Source organism: Mesorhizobium sp. M4B.F.Ca.ET.089.01.1.1, assembly GCF_004022605.1.
Classification (GTDB): Bacteria; Pseudomonadota; Alphaproteobacteria; order Rhizobiales; family Rhizobiaceae; genus Mesorhizobium; species Mesorhizobium abyssinicae.
In genome coordinates this window covers 1-972 of record NZ_RZOS01000946.1, presented here as the reverse complement: position 1 = coordinate 972, position 972 = coordinate 1, and the positions used below count along the sequence as shown (strand labels likewise).

The window sequence follows — 972 nt, the reverse complement described above, 5'->3', positions numbered from 1 at the left end:
GTGGTGATGAGCTCGTGGACCTGATCCGCGACGAGACGCACACCTGCTACCAAGGCGATCGCACCCATCATCACGAATGGGGCTGTGGCTGTGGTCAATGTCCGGCCTGCGAGTTGCGCGCTGAGGGATATCGACAATTCGCGACGCTGCCGGCAACGCCATTACCGACAATGGAGGTTTCTAATGGCTGAAATTGATCGCCTCCGCAGGGCGGAAGGAATCGTATTCCTATTGTGCTTTGCCGGATCTATCCCTCTGGCGAACTGGCTCATCGGCGATGTCGGAACAACCTGCGTTCCGAACGGCCCATGTCTGATTCCAGTGGCGCCCGGACTTGTCGCGCCTAGCGGGGTGCTGGCGGTTGGTCTCGCCTTGGTACTGCGCGACCTTGTGCAGCGGCGACTTGGGTTACGCTGGGCGTTTGCCGCAATTGCAATCGGCGCCTTGTTGTCGGCGAGTTTTGCACCGCCGGCGCTGGTCGCTGCTTCCACGGCAGCGTTTCTCCTGTCGGAAATAGCAGATTTAGCCGTTTACACTCCGCTGCAGCGTCGCGGATTCGTCCGCGCCGCGGTCGCAAGCAGCATAGTGGGGCTTGTTATCGATAGCATAGTATTCCTCACTTTGGCCTTTGGGAGCCTCGATTTCCTCGTCGGCCAAATTGTTGGTAAGGCTTGGATGGTAGCAGCGGCGCTGCCCGCCTTGGCTTGGCTGCGAGAGAGGGACCGCCGGCTAGGGCTTTTGCCCGCCTGAGACCTAGAAGCAACGAACCGAAATCGCTTTCCGCAATTACAAATTGGGATCATCAAGAATGGCTGGGGGCAAACGGGATTTGTCGCAGTTGGGGGCGATCTGGAACGCATTTTGGGCGCGTGACATCGAGTATTTTCCTCGTCTCACAGCCTGCGGAAGCGTTGTGACGCTCAAGAGCGAGGAGGTTTTAAAAGAAATCGCGGCAAAGACAGAAAACCTTAC

The 972-nt window shown here is 57.9% G+C and carries 2 protein-coding genes; both read left to right on the top strand.

Annotated elements, in window-relative coordinates; translation table 11 throughout:
* On the top strand, positions 1 to 191 hold a 191-nt coding region (locus tag EN780_RS35250; protein ID WP_189557045.1), incomplete at its 5' end, for a 7-cyano-7-deazaguanine synthase.
* Positions 184 to 750 carry a VUT family protein gene (locus tag EN780_RS35245; protein WP_128276540.1) on the top strand — a complete coding sequence of 189 codons (567 nt, stop codon included), beginning with the start codon at positions 184 to 186 and terminating at the stop codon, positions 748 to 750. The genes EN780_RS35250 and EN780_RS35245, both read left to right, overlap by 8 nt.
* Positions 751 to 972 lie beyond the last annotated feature (222 nt).

Excerpts from the sequence above, each read along its gene's own strand:
- EN780_RS35245 (WP_128276540.1), top strand. The coding sequence starts at position 184 with ATGGCTGAAATTGATCGCCTCCGCAGGGCGGAAGGAATCGTATTCCTA.